The organism is Pseudomonas sp. Irchel s3a12, assembly GCF_900187485.1.
Lineage (GTDB): Bacteria > Pseudomonadota > Gammaproteobacteria > Pseudomonadales > Pseudomonadaceae > Aquipseudomonas > Aquipseudomonas neuropathica.
This window is the reverse complement of the sequence record NZ_FYDN01000004.1, coordinates 244215-261066: the sequence shown is the minus strand read 5'-3', so window position 1 is coordinate 261066 and position 16852 is coordinate 244215. Positions and strand designations below refer to the sequence as shown.

The 16852-nt window shown below is 59.4% G+C and carries 18 protein-coding genes; 16 read left to right on the top strand and 2 right to left on the bottom strand.

The window, feature by feature from the left end:
• The first annotated feature begins 31 nt into the window (after window positions 1-31).
• From CKW14_RS09275 to CKW14_RS09200, 16 genes are all read left to right on the top strand, one after another.
• A complete protein-coding gene (locus CKW14_RS09275) occupies window positions 32-388 on the top strand; it encodes a PilZ domain-containing protein (protein ID WP_093435417.1) in 357 nt (118 codons plus the stop codon).
• 14 nt (window positions 389-402) lie between these two features.
• Window positions 403-1194 (top strand): TatD family hydrolase, encoded by a 792-nt coding sequence (locus CKW14_RS09270; protein ID WP_095125200.1) that lies wholly within the window; start codon window positions 403-405, stop codon window positions 1192-1194.
• 351 nt (window positions 1195-1545) lie between these two features.
• Window positions 1546-2184, top strand: a complete 639-nt coding sequence (locus CKW14_RS09265) for a TetR/AcrR family transcriptional regulator (protein WP_007908276.1) — start codon at window positions 1546-1548, stop codon at window positions 2182-2184.
• Window positions 2185-2321: 137 nt separating this feature from the next.
• Window positions 2322-3290, top strand: a complete 969-nt coding sequence (locus CKW14_RS09260; RefSeq protein WP_095125199.1) for a GTP 3',8-cyclase MoaA — start codon at window positions 2322-2324, stop codon at window positions 3288-3290.
• Between the two features lie 171 nt (window positions 3291-3461).
• Window positions 3462-4067: a DUF4823 domain-containing protein gene (locus tag CKW14_RS09255; protein ID WP_007908280.1), complete on the top strand. Its 606-nt coding sequence runs from the start codon at window positions 3462-3464 to the stop codon at window positions 4065-4067.
• A gap of 15 nt (window positions 4068-4082) precedes the next feature.
• On the top strand, window positions 4083-4643 hold the full coding sequence (locus CKW14_RS09250; RefSeq protein ID WP_095112887.1) for a DUF1285 domain-containing protein: 561 nt from the start codon (window positions 4083-4085) through the stop codon (window positions 4641-4643).
• A gap of 136 nt (window positions 4644-4779) precedes the next feature.
• On the top strand, window positions 4780-5496 hold the full coding sequence (locus CKW14_RS09245; protein WP_095125198.1) for a FadR/GntR family transcriptional regulator: 717 nt from the start codon (window positions 4780-4782) through the stop codon (window positions 5494-5496).
• A gap of 132 nt (window positions 5497-5628) precedes the next feature.
• The gene (locus CKW14_RS09240; RefSeq protein WP_095125197.1) at window positions 5629-6504 is read left to right on the top strand and encodes an SMP-30/gluconolactonase/LRE family protein; all 876 of its coding nucleotides are present in this window, start codon (window positions 5629-5631) and stop codon (window positions 6502-6504) included.
• 270 nt (window positions 6505-6774) lie between these two features.
• Entirely contained in the window at window positions 6775-7593 is an 819-nt protein-coding gene (locus CKW14_RS09235) for an SDR family oxidoreductase (protein ID WP_095048603.1), read from the top strand.
• A 136-nt stretch (window positions 7594-7729) separates the two neighbouring features.
• Window positions 7730-8734: a substrate-binding domain-containing protein gene (locus CKW14_RS09230; protein ID WP_064120360.1), complete on the top strand. Its 1005-nt coding sequence runs from the start codon at window positions 7730-7732 to the stop codon at window positions 8732-8734.
• A gap of 53 nt (window positions 8735-8787) precedes the next feature.
• Window positions 8788-10335 (top strand): L-arabinose ABC transporter ATP-binding protein AraG, encoded by a 1548-nt coding sequence (araG, locus tag CKW14_RS09225; protein ID WP_095048601.1) that lies wholly within the window; start codon window positions 8788-8790, stop codon window positions 10333-10335.
• A gap of 12 nt (window positions 10336-10347) precedes the next feature.
• Complete coding sequence (gene araH / locus CKW14_RS09220; RefSeq protein WP_026000669.1) at window positions 10348-11316, top strand: L-arabinose ABC transporter permease AraH; 969 nt, start codon at window positions 10348-10350, stop codon at window positions 11314-11316.
• Window positions 11317-11614: 298 nt separating this feature from the next.
• Window positions 11615-12328, top strand: a complete 714-nt coding sequence (locus CKW14_RS09215) for a GntR family transcriptional regulator (RefSeq protein ID WP_095048600.1) — start codon at window positions 11615-11617, stop codon at window positions 12326-12328.
• On the top strand, window positions 12325-13323 hold the full coding sequence (locus CKW14_RS09210) for an ADP-ribosylglycohydrolase family protein (protein WP_095125196.1): 999 nt from the start codon (window positions 12325-12327) through the stop codon (window positions 13321-13323). Before CKW14_RS09215 ends, CKW14_RS09210 begins: the two co-directional genes overlap by 4 nt.
• A gap of 227 nt (window positions 13324-13550) precedes the next feature.
• Window positions 13551-15017: a cytosine permease gene (locus CKW14_RS09205; RefSeq protein ID WP_095125195.1), complete on the top strand. Its 1467-nt coding sequence runs from the start codon at window positions 13551-13553 to the stop codon at window positions 15015-15017.
• A complete protein-coding gene (locus tag CKW14_RS09200; RefSeq protein ID WP_095125194.1) occupies window positions 15010-15939 on the top strand; it encodes a PfkB family carbohydrate kinase in 930 nt (309 codons plus the stop codon). Before CKW14_RS09205 ends, CKW14_RS09200 begins: the two co-directional genes overlap by 8 nt.
• 200 nt (window positions 15940-16139) lie before the next feature.
• Here CKW14_RS09200 and CKW14_RS09195 read toward each other — a convergent pair whose 3' ends face one another.
• A complete protein-coding gene (locus CKW14_RS09195; protein ID WP_092279308.1) occupies window positions 16140-16394 on the bottom strand; it encodes a hypothetical protein in 255 nt (84 codons plus the stop codon).
• Window positions 16395-16438: 44 nt separating this feature from the next.
• Window positions 16439-16780, bottom strand: coding sequence for a hypothetical protein (locus tag CKW14_RS09190; RefSeq protein ID WP_007908306.1), 342 nt, complete (start codon window positions 16778-16780; stop codon window positions 16439-16441).
• Window positions 16781-16852 lie beyond the last annotated feature (72 nt).

Below are 16852 nucleotides of genomic sequence, written 5' to 3'. Positions count from 1 at the left end.
TAGACTCTGAACATCAGCAGTGGAGGTCAACATGAATGAATCCGTCAGCCCAGGGCCGCGCAACGGCATTTTGTCCCTGAACATCAAGGACAAGTCGGTGCTCTACGCCGCTTATATGCCGTTTATCAAGAACGGTGGCTTGTTCATCCCGACCAACAAGAGTTACCGGTTGGGCGATGAGGTGTTCATGCTGCTCAACCTGATGGACGAGGCCGAGAAGATCCCGGTGGCCGGCAAGGTCGCTTGGATCACCCCCAAAGGGGCGCAAGGCAATCGCGCTGCCGGTGTCGGTGTACAGTTCAACGATGGCGACAACACGGCGCGCAGTCGCATCGAAACCCATCTGGCCGGAGCGCTTAAATCCGACCGTCCCACTCATACGATGTAAGTAGCCGTCTTTTTATGCTTGTAGATTCCCATTGTCACCTTGATCGCCTCGACCTCGCCGCCCATGACGGCTCGCTGGATGCTGCACTGGATGCGGCCCGTGAGCGCGGAGTAGGGCACTTCTTGTGCATCGGCGTGAGTGCCGATAACGCCGCCGACGTCAAAGCCCTGGCTGAGCGTTATGACGATGTCGATTGTTCGGTCGGCGTGCATCCACTCGATGTACAACCCGGTGCGGCGCCAGCGCTGGACTGGCTATTGCACGAACTCAATCACCCGAAAGTCGTGGCGATCGGTGAGACCGGCCTCGATTATCACTACGAACCGGAAGCCGCCGAACTGCAGCAGGAGTCATTTCGTCTGCACCTGCAAGCGGCGCAGCAGACCGGCAAACCGGTGATCATCCACACCCGTGGCGCGCGTGCCGATACCCTTGAATTGCTGCGCGAAGCGGCGTTGCCTCAGGCCGGTGTGCTGCATTGCTTCACCGAAGACTGGGACATGGCCAAGGCTGCACTGGACATGGGTTATTACATTTCCCTGTCGGGTATTGTCACGTTCCGCAATGCTGATGCGTTGCGCGACGTCGCGAGCAAGGTCCCGGCCGATCGCTTGCTGGTGGAAACCGATTCGCCGTATCTGGCGCCGATCCCTTATCGCGGCAAGCCCAATCTGCCGCAGTACGTGCGCGAAGTGGCGGAATTCATGGCGATGCTGCGTGGTGAGAACTACGAACGTTTTGCCGAGCAGACCACCGAAAACTTCAAGCGTCTGTTCCCGCTAGCCAGTGTTAAATCTGCCCTGTAGGCCTTAGCCAAATCGCAGGCAAAAAAAACCCGGGTTCTGGGGGGTGAATCCGGGTTAAGACCATTAGGAGTAAAACAAAGGCACGCGGTCCCTTGGTACCTTTATCGGCGCGACACTTGGGGGAGATGTCGCCCGACATTTCAAGTATTGATCAGTCTGGCGTGCAGTCCAGTTAGCCGGTCGGGGTTTTTAAACAAATTTGGAATACGTTCGCTTCAGTTGAGTTCTCATTGCGCCCAAAACGTTCTCAAAATGAACAAGAAACACAGATATGGTCGGATGATCCGTGCATTTTTGCGCAAGTTAGGCATAATACGCGGCTTCGAATTTTGACCCTTCAGACCTTTTCTTATGCACAAAGAACCTCGTAAGGTCCGTGAGTTTCGTCGCCGCGAGCAAGAAATTCTCGATACCGCGCTCAAGCTGTTCCTCGACCAAGGTGAAGACAGTGTCACCGTCGAGATGATTGCTGATGCCGTGGGTATCGGCAAAGGCACGATCTACAAACACTTCAAATCCAAGGCCGAGATCTATCTGCGCCTCATGCTTGATTACGAGCGCGATTTGAACGAGCTGCTGCATTCGGCCGATGTCGACAAGGACAAGGAAGCGCTGTCCCGCGCCTACTTCGAATTCCGCATGCGCGACCCGCAGCGTTATCGCCTGTTCGACCGTCTCGAAGAGAAGGTCGTCAAAGGCAATCAGGTGCCGGAAATGGTCGAGGAGCTGCACAAGATCCGTGCCTCGAACTTCGAACGCCTGACCCTGCTGATCAAGGGCCGTATTAGCGAAGGCAAGCTCGAAGACGTGCCGCCATACTTCCACTACTGCGCTTCCTGGGCGCTGGTGCACGGCGCTGTTGCGCTGTATCACTCGCCGTTCTGGAGCAATGTGCTGGAAGATCAGGAAGGTTTCTTCCAGTTCCTGATGGACATTGGCGTGCGCATGGGCAACAAACGCAAGCGTGACCCGGAAACGCCAAGCAGCTGAGCCATTCAGCCGCCTTATTGCGCCATGATTTCGCTACATGGCGCAGTAACGCAGGAATATACTCAGGCATAGGGCTTGCTAAAACTTGATTTGTGAGTCAAGTTTTAGCGGCTCGAAATTCTTTCGCCGGAGTGATCATGATCGTTGACCGTCAAGGCAGGCGTTTTCGCAATTTGCGGATCAGTCTGACTTCAGCCTGCAATTACGCGTGTACTTACTGCGTGCCGAACGGCAAGCGGCTGGTGGCTGCGCAGGATGAACTGTCGGCCGAAGCCATGGCGCGTGGCGTGGCGTATCTGATCGAGGCCGCCGGCATCGAGCGGCTGCGAATTACCGGTGGCGAGCCGCTGGTCAGCCCCAAACTCGAAACGTTCATGACCGCTGTCGGCAAGATGGGCCTTGAAGACATCAGCCTGACCACCAACGGTCAACTCCTCGCGAAAAAACTACCACTGCTGGTGGATGCCGGTCTGCGCCGGATCAACGTGTCCCTCGATACCCTCGACGCCGCTGCTTTTCGCAGCATCGCCCGTGGCGGCGATCTGGCCACCGTGCTCGGCGGCATGGATCAAGCGGCAGCAGCGGGGATGAAGATCAAGGTCAACATGGTACCGTTGCGCGGGCAGAACCTCGACCAGGTGATGCCGCTGCTGGATTACTGCCTGGAGCGCGGATACGAACTGCGCTTCATCGAGCTGATGCGCATGGGCCATCTGGCCAAGGACTCCAATGCGTTCCTGCAACAGTTCGTCAGCCTGCAGCAATTGCTGCAGCTGATTGGCGAACGTTACGAGTACGCGCAAACCGACGCGCCAGTTGACGCTACGGCGGTGCGCTATGCGATTCCCGGCCTGGGCAACTTCGGCGTGATCGCCAACGAAAGCGTGCCGTTCTGCCGGACCTGCTCGCGCTTGCGCCTGTCGTCGACTGGTTGGCTGCATGGCTGCCTGTCGTCGAGCAACCGTCACTATGTCGGCGATTTGCTCGACAAGCCGCGTCATCAGGCCTTGCCAGCGCTCCAGCGTTTGCTGGTCAAAGCGTTGGGCGACAAGCAGGAAGTGGCGTTCTCCGGTGGCGCAACGATCATGAAGATTATCGGCGGCTGACATCCCCCTATTCGCGAGCAGGCTCGCTCCCACCTTGGAATGCATTCCACTGGTGGGAGCGAGCCTGCTCGCGAATACGATCTAACAATCAACGAAGAACCAGAGCTGGCGCAAAAGCTGCATCCTACGGCCATTCGCCGGTTTTCCGTCACCGGCCTCTGGAGGAATAGGATGCGTAGCCTGGTTTTGCTGCTGGCCGTTTTGGCGCTTGGCGGCTGTATGACTGTCAGCGATATGGCCGAAGGCACTCGCTACCAGATGAGCGACGCGGGCTTGCTGGATCACAGCGACAGCCGTCGCGTGAACAATTTCCGCATTCAGCCGGACTCGTTCATCTACATCGCCCAAGGCGCGTTCGCACCGCCGGGCGGTTCCTACCCGCGCCCGAACGTGGTGGCCGAAGAAGCCTTCAAAGGCTTCGTCGAGTACTTCCCGATGGTCCGCCGTGCTCGCGCGCCGGAAGGCCTCGATCAGGCGATGGGTGAAGCTCGTGATGCCGGTGCGCACTATCTGCTGTACACGCGTTTCGCCAAGGCTGACGACCGCATCGGCAACTCCGATGAGTGGCTCGATGAAGAAGCGGTGGATCGCCTCGGCATCGACGGCGGCGTGATTCAGATCATGTTGATCGAGACCAGCACCCAGTATTTGATTGATACTGCACGGATCAAGAGTCGTGGCGGTTTACTGACGTTCCACGACAGCAAGCCCGAAGACCTGATCGGCCCGCCGCTGGCACAGTACGCGCGCAGCCTGTTGGGAGTCGGCGACCAATAATTCAAGGAGAACGCCATGAGTGGCCCGCAAAAAGCCAATGACCTGTTGGGACAGATCCCGAAAACCAAAGGCTTGCCGCCGGTGCACTTGTGGAATCCGGACTTCTGCGGCGACATCGATATGCGCATCGCCCGCGACGGCACCTGGTATTACCTGGGCACGCCGATCGGGCGCAAGCCGATGGTCAAATTGTTCTCCACGATCATGCGCCGCGACGGCGATGATTACTTCCTGATTACCCCGGTCGAGAAAGTCGGGATCAAGGTCGACGACGCGCCGTTTGTGGCGATTGCGGTCGAGGTTGAAGGCGAAGGGGAGGCGCAGCTGTTGCGCTTTACCACCAACGTCGAAGAAACCGCCGAAGCGGGGCCGGAGCATCCGATTCGCGTCGAGATTGATCCGACAACGCAAGAGCCCGCGCCCTACGTGCATGTGCGCACCAACCTTGAAGCGCTGATCCACCGCAATGTGTTCTATCAACTGGTGGAACTGGCGGTCAGTCGCGAAATCGATGGCCAGCGCTGGCTCGGTGTGTGGAGCGGCGGCGAGTTCTTCCGCATCGGCCTCGAACCTTAAAAGATTGCAGCCTTCGGCAGCTCCTACATGGCTTACACCTGTAGGAGCTGCCGAAGGCTGCGATCTTTTTTGTCGTTGACAGCTAATCGTATGATGATTAGCTTGATCACCCATCGAGACCCGCTTTGAGGTGTTCATGTCCAGCAGCTTTCACGCATCCACGGTCGACTGGCTGGGCAGCTGGATCGCCGCTGGCCAGGTCAAGCCGGGGCAGACCATCAAGGTCGAGGCCGATCTGGGTGAACAGCTCGGCGTCAGTCGCACGGTTATTCGCGAAGCAATCAAAACCCTCGTCGCCAAAGGCATGCTCGAAGTCGGGCCGAAAGTCGGCACCCGCGTGCTGCCGGTGCGGCGCTGGAACCTGTTCGATCCGCAAGTGGTCGGTTGGCTGTCGCGCAACGGCCTGCCGGAAAATTTTGTCGATGACTTGCTTGACCTGCGCCGCACCATCGAACCGATGGCCGTGCGCTGGGCATGTGAGCGGGCGACGCTGGACCAGATCGAAGCGGTGCAACTGGCTTACAACGCCCTCGAGCGCGCGGTCGACAGCGGCACCGATTACAACCGCGCCGACCAGTTCTTCCACGAATGCATCCTCGCGGCCAGCCACAATCAATTCATTGAACAAATGGTTCCGGCGCTCGGTGCGTTGCTGGCGGTATCGTTCGAAGTGTCTGCTGCCGATCCGGATGAACTGCGCCGCACCTTGCCGATCCACAAGGACATTGCCGACGCCATCGCCGCCCGGGATTCCGCGCGGGGCGTGTGGGCGTGCATGACCCTGATCGACAACGCCGACCTGGCAATCAAACGTTTTTACCCGAAAGTCATGGCCGACAAAAAAGCCGGCTAACACCCAGATCCCCTGTAGGAGTGAGCCTGCTCGCGATAGCGGTATATCAGCCGCATTGAAGTCAACTGACACTACGCCATCGCGAGCAGGCTCACTCCTACAGAAAATCACAAGAACAATGGAGACCGTTATATGCCGTGGACCGCCCTGACCCAACACCGCGCCCGACTCGGTGAAGGCCCGTTCTGGGACGCGCCGACCCAGGCGTTGTACTGGGTCGACATTGCCGGCAAACAGGCCCTGCGTCTGATCGGCCAGAACGTGCAGATCTGGCAGATGCCCGAACACGTTTCCGCCTTCATCCCCTGCGCCAGCGGCGATGCACTGGTGACCCTGAGTAGCGGCGTCTATCGCCTCGACCTAGATTCCCCGGGCCTCGAACCACGCCTGACGCTGTTCTGCGTCGCCGACCCGCAACCGGGCAATCGCCCCAACGAAGCGCGTTGCGATGCTCAGGGGCGACTGTGGCTCGGCACCATGCAAAACAACATCGGCGAGCAGGGCGAAGATCTGCCGATCACCCAGCGCTCCGGTGGCCTGTTCCGCATAGATCCGGATAAACGTGTTACGCCATTGCTGCGCGGCTTGGGCATTCCCAACACGCTGCTGTGGAGCGACGACGGCACCACAGTCCTGTTCGGTGACAGTCTCGATGACACGCTGTATCGCTATTTTATTCACGCCGACGGCAACCTTGATGTGGCCACTCCCTGGTACGGCCCTGATCAGAACGGTGGCCCGGACGGTTCAGCAATGGATGCCGAAGGCTATGTATGGAATGCCCGCTGGGACGGTAGCTGCCTGCTGCGCCTGACGCCTGACGGCAAGGTCGACCGCAGGATCGATCTGCCTGTCAGCCGCCCGACCAGTTGTGTATTCGGCGGTGAAGACCTGAAAACCCTGTTCATCACCAGCGCCCAGAGCCCGAACAACCATCCATTGGATGGCGCAGTGCTGTCGATACGCGTGGATGTCGCAGGAAAACTCTGTACGCGGTTTGCTTGTTAAATCCCAAAATATGGGATGCAAAATTATATATTGAGATTATTCGGCAGTCGGGTTTATAGTCGGCTCCAGCAGTAACACGCACTCACACTTAAAAAAACAAAACAGGTGAAGTGATGCAGCGAATGTCTATCGCACTCCCGTGTGGAGTCCGCGTCTCGCAACGGCCCCAAGCTGTCGCCTGCGCTTGCCTGTTTCGTTCCAACCGCCTTCCAGACCGGACATCGGCAGATGCCCGGTTTTTTTGTGCTTGCGAAACAGGAGTCCTGATCCATGGCTGAACCTCTTTCCCTGCCGCCGGTGCCTGCGCCGCCGAGGGGCGAGCGTCTGAAAAACAAGGTCGTGCTGCTGACCGGCGCCGCCCAAGGCATCGGCGAAGCCATTGTTGCGGCGTTCGCCTCGCAGCAAGCGAAACTGGTGATCAGTGATATTCAGGCGGAAAAAGTCGAAACGGTTGCCGTGCACTGGCGTGAGCAAGGTTACGACGTGCAAGCGCTGAAGGCGGATGTCTCGCATCAGCCCGACCTGCATGCCATGGCCAAACGCGCCGTTGAGCTGCACGGGCGCATCGATGTGCTGGTCAACTGCGCCGGGGTCAACGTGTTCTGTGATCCGCTGGTCATGACCGAAGAAGATTGGCGTCGCTGCTTCGCTATTGATCTGGACGGCGCCTGGTTCGGCTGCAAAGCGGTGCTGCCACAGATGATCGAGCAGGGCGTCGGCAGCATCATCAACATTGCTTCGACCCATTCCAGCCACATCATTCCCGGCTGCTTTCCGTACCCGGTGGCCAAACACGGTTTGCTCGGCCTGACCCGCGCGCTCGGCATTGAGTACGCCGCTAAGGGCATCCGCGTCAACGCCATCGCCCCGGGCTATATCGAGACGCAGTTGAACGTCGACTACTGGAACGGATTCGCCGACCCGCACGCCGAGCGTCAGCGCGCCTTCGATCTGCACCCGCCGAAGCGCATCGGTCAGCCGCTCGAAGTGGCGATGACCGCGGTATTTCTGGCCAGCGATGAGGCGCCGTTCATCAATGCTGCATGCATCACCATCGATGGTGGGCGCTCGGTGATGTACCACGACTGAGCACAGTGGCTTTCACGCGGATAAATCCGTGTGAAATCCAATCATCATACGATATGACTATTGTCAGAAGATTTTGCAGGAACACGCTTTAACGCTTTTCAAACATTGCTCAAAAAAAATAACAAGGAGTCAGCTTATGAAACGTCGTTTCGGGATTCGTACCCTGTGCAGTACCGCCCTGGCGGTCACCGCGTTCAGCCTGAGCAGTGCCCTGCTCGCTGCCGACACCGTGAAAATCGGTTTTCTGGTCAAGCAGGCGGAAGAACCGTGGTTCCAGACCGAGTGGGCCTTCGCCGAGAAAGCCGCCAAGGACAAGGGCTTTGAACTGATCAAGATTGCCGTGCCGGACGGTGAGAAAACCCTCTCGGCGATCGACAGTCTTGCTGCCAACGGTGCCAAGGGCTTTGTGATTTGCCCGCCGGACGTCTCGCTCGGCCCGGCAATCATGGCCAAAGCCAAACTCAACGACCTGAAAGTGATTGCCGTCGATGACCGTTTCGTCGACGCCAACGGCAAGTTCATGGAAGACGTGCCGTACCTCGGCATGGCCGCGTTTGAAGTTGGCCAGAAACAGGGCAACGCCATGGTCGCCGAAGCGAAGAAACGTAACTGGGACTGGAAAGACACTTACGCGGTGGTCAACACCTACAACGAGCTCGATACCGGCAAGAAGCGCACCGACGGTTCGGTGAAGTCCCTTGAAGACGCCGGTATGCCGAAAGACCACATTCTGTTCGCTGCGCTGAAAACCCTCGACGTACCGGGCAGCATGGACGCCACTAACTCGGCGCTGGTGAAGCTGCCAAGCGCGGCGAAAAACCTGATCATCGGCGGTATGAACGACAACACCGTGCTCGGCGGCGTGCGCGCCACCGAAGCCGCCGGGTTTGCTGCGGCCAACGTGATCGGCATCGGCATCAACGGCACCGACGCCATCGGCGAACTGAAAAAGCCTAATAGCGGTTTCTTCGGCTCGATGCTGCCAAGCCCGCACATCGAAGGCTACAAAACCGCAGAGATGATGTACGAGTGGGTCACCACCGGCAAAGAACCGCCGAAGTACACCGCGATGGACGACGTCACCCTGATCACCCGCGAGAACTTCAAGCAAGAGCTGGAAAAAATCGGCCTGTGGAACTGATGCCGCGACGGCCCGGGCAGCCGGGCCGTTTTTCGGTGTGAAGAGGTGGCTTTATGCACGCGCAAGTACAAACACAAGAACAACACGGCGCCAGCGGCAGCCTGCGCTTCAACGGGATCGGCAAAACCTTTCCCGGGGTGAAAGCGCTGGACGCTATCAGCTTTGTCGCCCATCCCGGCCAGGTTCACGCCTTGATGGGCGAGAACGGCGCCGGCAAATCGACCCTGCTGAAAATCCTCGGCGGTGCTTACATCCCGAGCAGCGGCGAGTTGCAGATCGGCGAGCAGACCATGGCGTTCAAGTCGACCGCTGACAGCATCGGCAGCGGCGTCGCGGTGATTCACCAGGAGCTGCATCTGGTGCCGGAAATGACCGTCGCCGAAAACCTGTTCCTCGGCCATCTGCCGGCCAGTTTCGGTTTGATCAATCGCGGTGCTTTACGCCAGCAAGCGTTGAACTGCCTCAAAGGCCTGGCCGACGAAATCGATCCGCAAACCAAGGTCGGGCGCTTGTCCCTCGGCCAGCGGCAATTGGTGGAAATCGCCAAGGCGCTGTCGCGCGGCGCCCACGTCATCGCTTTCGACGAACCGACCAGCAGCCTTTCGGCCCGTGAGATCGACCGCTTGATGGCGATCATCGGACGCCTGCGTGACGAGGGCAAAGTCGTGCTCTACGTTTCCCACCGCATGGAAGAAGTGTTCCGCATCTGTGACGCCGTGACGGTGTTCAAGGACGGTCGCTACGTGCGCACCTTCGACGACATGAGCCAGTTGAGCCACGATCAGTTGGTGACCTGCATGGTCGGCCGCGACATTCAGGACATTTACGATTATCGCCATCGACCACGCGGTGCCGTCGCGCTGAAGGTTGATGGTTTGCTCGGCCCGGGTCTGCGCGAACCGATCAGTTTCGAAGCGCACAAAGGTGAAATTCTTGGCCTGTTCGGATTGGTCGGGGCAGGGCGCACCGAGCTGTTTCGCTTGCTCAGCGGGCTGGAACGCAACACCGCCGGACGCCTCGAATTGCGCGGTCACGAACTGAAACTGCGCTCACCGCGCGACGCGATTGCTGCGGGCATTCTGCTCTGCCCGGAAGATCGCAAGAAGGAAGGCATTATCCCGCTGGCCAGCGTTGCCGAAAACATCAATATCAGCGCACGCGGCGCCCATTCGGGCCTCGGTTGCCTGATTCGCGGTCTGTGGGAAAAGGGCAACGCCGACAAACAGATCAAAGCCCTGAAAGTGAAAACCCCGCACGCCGGTCAGCAGATCAAATTCCTTTCCGGTGGCAATCAGCAGAAGGCCATTCTCGGTCGCTGGCTGTCGATGCCGATGAAAGTCCTGCTGCTCGACGAACCGACGCGCGGCATCGACATCGGTGCCAAAGCCGAGATTTACCAGATCATCCATAACCTCGCCGCCGACGGCATTTCGGTGATCGTGGTGTCCAGCGACCTGATGGAAGTGATGGGTATTTCCGACCGCATTCTGGTGCTCTGCGAAGGCGCCCTGCGCGGCGAAATCGGCCGCGATCAGGCCAATGAATCCAACCTGCTGCAACTGGCTTTGCCGCGCCACCGCGCTGACGGCGTGGCGAACTGAGAGGTGACTATGATGACAACCCAAAACGAAACCCTGCCCAAAGAGCGCAAACCTCTGGACATGCGCCGCTTCCTTGACGACTGGGTCATGCTGCTGGCGGCCGTGGGCATTTTTGTCGCCTGCACCTTGCTGATCGACAACTTCCTTTCGCCGCTGAACATGCGCGGATTGGGCTTGGCGATTTCCACCACCGGGATCGCCGCGTGCACGATGTTGTACTGCCTGGCGTCGGGGCATTTCGACTTGTCGGTCGGCTCGGTGATTGCCTGCGCCGGTGTGGTCGCGGCGGTGGTGATGCGTGACACCAATAGCGTGTTTCTCGGTGTCAGTGCAGCGTTGGTGATGGGCCTGATTGTCGGGTTGATCAACGGCATCGTGATTGCCAAGTTGCGCGTCAACGCCTTGATCACGACGTTGGCGACCATGCAGATCGTTCGCGGTCTGGCTTACATTTTTGCCAACGGCAAAGCGGTGGGCGTGTCGCAGGAATCATTCTTCGTCTTCGGTAACGGCCAGCTGTTTGGCGTGCCGGTGCCGATTCTGATCACCATTGTTTGCTTTCTGTTTTTTGGTTGGCTGTTGAATTACACCACCTACGGGCGCAACACCATGGCCATCGGTGGTAATCAGGAAGCGGCGTTGCTCGCGGGTGTGAACGTTGATCGGACCAAGATCATTATCTTTGCCGTGCACGGTGTGATCGGTGCGCTGGCCGGGGTGATTCTGGCGTCGCGGATGACCTCGGGGCAGCCGATGATTGGTCAGGGATTTGAACTGACGGTGATCTCGGCGTGCGTGTTGGGCGGGGTGTCGTTGAGCGGTGGGATCGGCATGATTCGGCATGTGATTGCCGGGGTGTTGATTTTGGCGATCATTGAGAATGCGATGAACCTGAAGAACATTGATACCTTCTACCAATATGTTATCCGTGGTTCGATCCTGCTGTTGGCCGTCGTCATCGACCGTCTGAAACAACGCTAAAAATCAAGAGCCCCTCACCCCAGCCCTCTCCCGGAGGGAGAGGGGGCCGACCGGGGTGCTTTGCGTCCTGCATCGACCTGAAAGACCTAGTCGATTATGGATTCGGCAAAGTACTTTCAGGTCGATTGTGGATTCGGCGAAGCACTTTCAGGTCGGCGTACTTCTTGAGCATCCCCCATTCAGTCCCCTCTCCCTTCGGGAGAGGGCTAGGGTGAGGGGCTTTTGATTCTCCCGCCTTTCGTCACTCTCGCTAAATATCCCTTGCCCGCCCACGCTAGTTTCGGGTATCAATTTGTACATGATTAGACAGGTACGATTTGACAAGAAACAACGGGTGGTCGACGAACTCGTCCGACGCATCGAAAGCGGCCTCATGGAGGACGGCTTTCTGTTGCCCGGCGAACATCAGTTGGCTCAAGAATTCAAAGTCAGCCGAGGCACGCTGCGCGAAGCGCTGGCCGAACTGAAACGGCGCAATTACATCGCCACGCAAAGCGGCGTCGGCTCCATCGTCACTTTCGACGGTGTCGCGCTCGACCAGCGCAGCGGCTGGGCGCAGGCGCTGGCCGACAGCGGCGCGCTGATCAATACCGAAGTGCTGCGTCTGGAAGCCGTGACCCGGCCCGATCTGCTCTCGCGGTTCGGCACTGACCAATTCATTACCCTCGACCGCCGTCGGCGCTCCAACGACGGCACGCTGGTCTCTCTCGAACGCTCTTTGATGCCGGCCACCGGCGGCCTGGAAAGCCTGCCGCGTGTCGGCCTGATCGACAATTCCCTGACCATCACCTTGGCCGCTTACGGCTACATCGGCGAACGCGGTGATCAGTGGATCGGTGCCGAGCCGTTGAATGCCGAAGACGCCGAATTGCTCGGGCGCCCGGTCGGCACGGTTTTCCTCAAGGCGTTGCGCACCACCTACGATCGCCAGAACCGTTTTATGGAGCTGGTCGAAAGCCTGCTCGACCCGGTGCATTTCCGTTTGCACCTGCAATTTGGAGAATCGAAATGACCGCGCTCAACCGTGCCCTTGGTGCTTTCTATGGCCTGGCCCTCGGTGATGCGCTGGGCATGCCGACGCAATCGCTGAACCGCGAAACCATCAAGACCCGCTTCGGCACAATCACCGATCTGCAGGATGCAGGTCCCTTGCAACCCATCGCCGCAAACATGCCCAAAGGCTCGATCACCGACGACACTGAACAAGCCATTCTGGTCGGTGAGTTGCTGGTCGAAGGCAAAGGCCGCATCGAACCGGCGATCCTCGCGCAACGCTTGATCGAGTGGGAGGCCGAGATGCAGGCCAAGGGCTCGCAGGACTTGCTCGGGCCGTCGACCAAGCGCGCCATCGAAATGATCCTTGCCGGGCATTCGCCGGAAGAGGCCGGACGCTACGGCACCACTAACGGCGCGGCCATGCGCATTACGCCGGTAGGGATCGCGGCGGATGTTGCCGATCCTCAGCGGTTTATCGCAGCGGTGGTACAGGCCTGTCAGGTCACCCACAACACCACGCTGGGGATTTCCAGTGCGGCGGCGGTGGCAGCGGTGGTATCTGCCGGCATCAATGGCATGGACCTGGGCGAGGCGTTGAACCTCGGCCAGCACATCGCTCAGCAAGCCGAGGCGCACGGGCACTGGGTGGCCGGTGGGCGCATTGGCTCGCGAATCAGTTGGGCGCGCACCATCAGTGTCGATAGCGACAAGGCTTTGCTGGCGGATCTGCTCTATGACGTGATCGGTACTTCGGTGGCGTCGCAGGAATCGGTGGTGGTCTCCTTTGCCCTGGCGCAGCAAGTGGCCGTCGGCGAGATGAGCGCGTTTGATGCGTTGTGCATGGCCGCCAGTCTTGGCGGTGACACTGACACCATCGCGGCGATTCTTGGCGCGATGCTTGGGGCCTGCCTGGGGCTTGAGAGTTGGCCAGTGCCGATGATCGACACGGTCAAATCGGTTAATCACCTAGAGCTTGAGCCGTTGGTGCAGGGGCTGTTGGCGTTGCGCTGAGTGAAATGACGCCATCGCTGGCAAGCCAGCTCCCACAGGTTTTTGCTGTGAACACACATTTGTGTACACCCTGATCCCTGTGGGAGCTGGCTTGCCAGCGATAGGCGCACCGCATAATCGAATTTACAACCCGCAATGGATCGCGCAGACAGGCCGAGGACGGCCGCGATGTCTTGTCGTTTTGCATCATTGCCACAACCACAAAAAAGGCAAACAGGAGCACCTTCATGAGTTCATCAACCGTCGGGCAAAGCGCCGGGCAACTGGAAACCCGCGGCATCGAACCGGTACCGGAAGCCGAGTGCAACGGGCATCCGCTGCAACTGTTCTGGGTCTGGTTCGCCGCTAACATCTCCATCCTCGGTCTGCCACTGGGCGCCACGCTGGTCGCATTTCGCGGGTTGGCGATCTGGCAGGCGATCATCGTCGCGATCATCGGTGCTGCCGGTTCGTTCGCGGTGGTCGGGATCATCTCGATTGCCGGTCGCCGTGGCCGCGCGCCGAGCCTGACCTTGTCGCGGGCGATCTTCGGCGTGCGCGGCAATATCGGCCCGACGCTGGTCTCGCTGATGTCGCGCCTGGGTTGGGAAACCGTCAACACCACCACCGCTGCATTTGTGCTGTTGTCGCTGTGCTCGATCCTGTTCGGCTCGCCAGTGGAAGCGAAAAGTGCGCCGATACTGACGCTGATCTTCATCGCGATTTTCGTGCTGCTGACTCTGTCGGTATCAGGCCTCGGCCACGCGACGCTGCTGGTGATCCAGAAGTGGGCCACTTACGTGTTCGGCGCGCTGAACATTCTCGTCGGTGGTTTCCTTTGCGCGACCATCGACTGGAGCGCCGTGTTCAACGCTACGCCAGCACCGATGAGCGCAATGATCATCGGTATCGGCACCATGGCCGCGGGCACCGGCATTGGTTGGGCCAACGCTGGCGCCGACATGTCGCGCTATCAGCATCGCAGCGTCAAAGCCGTGCGTTTGGTTGCATCAGCAGCGTTCGGTGCGGGCATTCCGCTGGTGCTGTTGATTACCCTCGGCGGTCTGCTGTCGGTGGGCAACAACGACCTCGCTTCGGCGACTGACCCGATCGTGGCGATCCGCGACATGCTGCCAACGTGGATGGCCGTGCCGTACCTGATCACCGCGTTCGGTGGCTTGTTGCTGTCGAACAACCTGTCGGTGTACTCCGCCGGTCTGACCACGCTGACCCTTGGCCTGAAGGTCAAACGCGTCTACGCCGTGGTAGTGGATATCGGCGCGATCTTCGCCGGCTCAATCTACTTCATGCTGATCGCCGACAGTTTCTACGGCCCGTTCATTACCTTTATTTCCCTGCTGGCGGTGCCGATCACCGCGTGGGTCGGGATCTTCGTCGTCGACCTGATTCACCGTCACTACTACAGCCCGAAAGACCTGCTCGACGTCAGCCCGAGCAGTGCCTACTGGTATCACGGCGGCATCGAGTGGCGCGCGTTCGGCGCCTGGGCGATTGCCATCGTCCTTGGCTTCAGTTTCACCACCATTGGCACCACTGCTGAAAACGTCTGGTTCAAAGGCTTCCTGTCCGACTCTTGGCTGGGCCACAACGGCCTCGGCTGGATCGTGACCTTCGTGGTCGCCGGTGGCATTTACTTTGTCCTTGGCGGGGCGAAAGACCGCCGCGCCGCGCAAACCGAGAATGCTCATGCCTAAGATGTTGCACACCGGCCAGGTCATTATCGACCTGGTCATGGCCGTGGATAAGCTGCCGCAGATTGGCGGTGACGTGCTGGCGCAGTCGGCCGGTTTCGAAGCAGGCGGCGGTTTCAACGTGATGGCGGCGGCGGTGCGTAATGGCCTGTCGGTGGTGTACCTCGGTCGCCATGGCACTGGGCGTTTCGGTGATCTCGCGCGCCAGGCGATGAACGCCGAGGGGATTCACATCGGCATCACCGAACCCGCACTGAAAGACACCGGTTTGTGCGTCGCGCTGACCGATGCGTCGGCCGAGCGCAGTTTCATTTCCTACATCGGCGCTGAAGGTGAGGTGACCGAAGAGGATCTGAACAGCGTTGTGGCCGAGGCGGGCGATTACGTTTATCTCAGCGGCTACAGCCTGCTCCACGAAGGCAAGGCCCAAGCGTTGCTCGACTGGACGTTGGCGTTACCGGAGTCGATCAACGTGGTGTTCGATCCGGGCCCGTTGGTTGAATCGCCGGACTCGCTGCTGATGAAAGCGTTGCTGCCGCGCATTGATGTGTGGACCAGCAACAGTGTTGAGGCGTTGCGCTTTACTGGGGCTGAAGACATTGCTTTAGCGCTGGATCGTCTGACTGAGCATCTGCCCAAAGAGGTGCTGATGGTGGTGCGGGACGGGCCGCAGGGTTGCTGGATTCAAGAGGCCAACGAGCGTCGGCATGTGCCGGGGTTTGCCGTGAAAGCCGTGGACAGCAATGGTGCCGGTGATGCACATGCCGGGGTGTTTGTCGCCGGGTTGGCGCAGGGTTTGTCAGCGCATGAAGCCGCGCGGCGGGCGAATGCGGCAGCGGCTATCGCGGTGACACGTTGGGGGCCGGCGACATCGCCGGGGGCAGATGAAGTGGATGCGTTTATCCGCAAGTCCAGCAGCGCCTGATAGATAGTTTTCGCGAACAAGCTCGCTCCCACAGGGGATTTCTGTTCGCCTTAGATCCAATGTAGGAGCTGCCGAAGGCTGCGATCTTTTGATCTTCTAAAAGCAAAGATCGCAGCCAACAGCCGCTCCTGCATGATTAGCGATCACACGATCACACGATCACACGATCACACGATCACACGATCACACGATCATATCGCTCAGCTATCCAGCTTGCGCGCCGCTTCAACCCCGGCCGCACTGAGCTTGATCGGCAGGTTCAACGAATGTTCGCCAGCCTCGTTGCAGGTCACATGCCCGTGGTGAATCAGTCCACGATCCTGCAAAGCGGCGAGGGCGCTGGCCACGACTTTCTCGCCCCGGTAATTGTCCAACACTTCCTTGCCCAGTCCACTCGGATGAGCATGCAGCAGGCGGGTGAGGACTTCTTTTTCCAGGTTTTTATCGACGTTCATGGTTACCTCTTCATTGGATTGAATAGGACGCTCGCGTCGGCGAACTACTGACCGGAGCCTTCGGAACCGGAGCCACCAGTGGTGGTTTTGGAGCCGACGCCGGGGCCCGCATTGTCAGGCGTGGCGGGGGCGTCGGGAGTGTTCATCCCGCCCTGACGACCCGGGTCACTGCCCTGGGTGCGCGGATCAGTACCGGTGGCGGGCGGCTGATTGATCAAGGGCACGCCGGAACCATCGGTATTCATACCGGGAGCACTGTTGATGGCGGGGGCGCGTGGTGGGGTCGGGTCGGTAGGGCCGGTGCCCGCAGCGGTAGCGGATGCTGCGAAAACTGCAGGGCAGAGCAGGGCGCTGAATACGAAAGCGGTCAACCTTGACGGGATCATAGGGCGTCTCCAGTGATTGGAATCCTTACCTGTCGTTGGTCTGCCCTCTGAGCGGTTTGGTGCCTGATGAAC

Bases quoted from the DNA above. Each gene is read 5' to 3' on its own strand.
- CKW14_RS09260 (WP_095125199.1), top strand. From the start codon at position 2,322: ATGATCGTTGACCGTCAAGGCAGGCGTTTTCGCAATTTGCGGATCAGT.
- CKW14_RS09240 (WP_095125197.1), top strand. From the start codon at position 5,629: ATGCCGTGGACCGCCCTGACCCAACACCGCGCCCGACTCGGTGAAGGC.
- araH (WP_026000669.1), top strand. From the start codon at position 10,348: ATGACAACCCAAAACGAAACCCTGCCCAAAGAGCGCAAACCTCTGGAC.
- CKW14_RS09265 (WP_007908276.1), top strand. From the start codon at position 1,546: ATGCACAAAGAACCTCGTAAGGTCCGTGAGTTTCGTCGCCGCGAGCAA.
- CKW14_RS09215 (WP_095048600.1), top strand. From the start codon at position 11,615: ATGATTAGACAGGTACGATTTGACAAGAAACAACGGGTGGTCGACGAA.
- CKW14_RS09230 (WP_064120360.1), top strand. From the start codon at position 7,730: ATGAAACGTCGTTTCGGGATTCGTACCCTGTGCAGTACCGCCCTGGCG.
- CKW14_RS09270 (WP_095125200.1), top strand. From the start codon at position 403: ATGCTTGTAGATTCCCATTGTCACCTTGATCGCCTCGACCTCGCCGCC.
- CKW14_RS09275 (WP_093435417.1), top strand. From the start codon at position 32: ATGAATGAATCCGTCAGCCCAGGGCCGCGCAACGGCATTTTGTCCCTG.
- CKW14_RS09255 (WP_007908280.1), top strand. From the start codon at position 3,462: ATGCGTAGCCTGGTTTTGCTGCTGGCCGTTTTGGCGCTTGGCGGCTGT.
- CKW14_RS09200 (WP_095125194.1), top strand. From the start codon at position 15,010: ATGCCTAAGATGTTGCACACCGGCCAGGTCATTATCGACCTGGTCATG.
- CKW14_RS09250 (WP_095112887.1), top strand. From the start codon at position 4,083: ATGAGTGGCCCGCAAAAAGCCAATGACCTGTTGGGACAGATCCCGAAA.
- CKW14_RS09210 (WP_095125196.1), top strand. From the start codon at position 12,325: ATGACCGCGCTCAACCGTGCCCTTGGTGCTTTCTATGGCCTGGCCCTC.
- CKW14_RS09195 (WP_092279308.1), bottom strand. From the start codon at position 16,394: ATGAACGTCGATAAAAACCTGGAAAAAGAAGTCCTCACCCGCCTGCTG.
- araG (WP_095048601.1), top strand. From the start codon at position 8,788: ATGCACGCGCAAGTACAAACACAAGAACAACACGGCGCCAGCGGCAGC.
- CKW14_RS09190 (WP_007908306.1), bottom strand. From the start codon at position 16,780: ATGATCCCGTCAAGGTTGACCGCTTTCGTATTCAGCGCCCTGCTCTGC.
- CKW14_RS09205 (WP_095125195.1), top strand. From the start codon at position 13,551: ATGAGTTCATCAACCGTCGGGCAAAGCGCCGGGCAACTGGAAACCCGC.
- CKW14_RS09235 (WP_095048603.1), top strand. From the start codon at position 6,775: ATGGCTGAACCTCTTTCCCTGCCGCCGGTGCCTGCGCCGCCGAGGGGC.
- CKW14_RS09245 (WP_095125198.1), top strand. From the start codon at position 4,780: ATGTCCAGCAGCTTTCACGCATCCACGGTCGACTGGCTGGGCAGCTGG.